The sequence below is a fragment of the Mesorhizobium sp. M1A.T.Ca.IN.004.03.1.1 genome, assembly GCF_003997555.1.
Lineage (GTDB): Bacteria > Pseudomonadota > Alphaproteobacteria > Rhizobiales > Rhizobiaceae > Mesorhizobium.
Map to the genome: position 1 here is coordinate 1 of NZ_RZTV01000361.1, position 270 is coordinate 270.

The 270-nt window shown below is 60.7% G+C and carries 1 pseudogene; it reads left to right on the forward strand.

The window, feature by feature from the left end:
• Nucleotides 1-270, forward strand: a pseudogene (locus EOD29_RS31975) (glycoside hydrolase family 2 protein); the annotation flags it as partial.

The following is a 270-nucleotide window of genomic DNA, read 5'->3' on the forward strand; positions in this document are numbered from 1 at the left end:
GACAGAAGCAGCAGCCCTTTTACATCCCCTACAGCACGGGCAACTCGCCGATCCCCGACGGCAACATGCTGCGCAAGCCGCAATGCCATTTCGGCTGGGACTGGAACATCGCCATAGCCCCGCTCGGCCTTTACGGGACGATCGCGCTGAAGAAGCTCGAAACCGCGCGCATCGAACATGTGGTCACCCGCCAGACCCACAATAACGACGGCTCGGTGGACCTCAAAGTGACGGCGACGCTGTTTTCCAAGGGGCCAGACATTGCTCAGG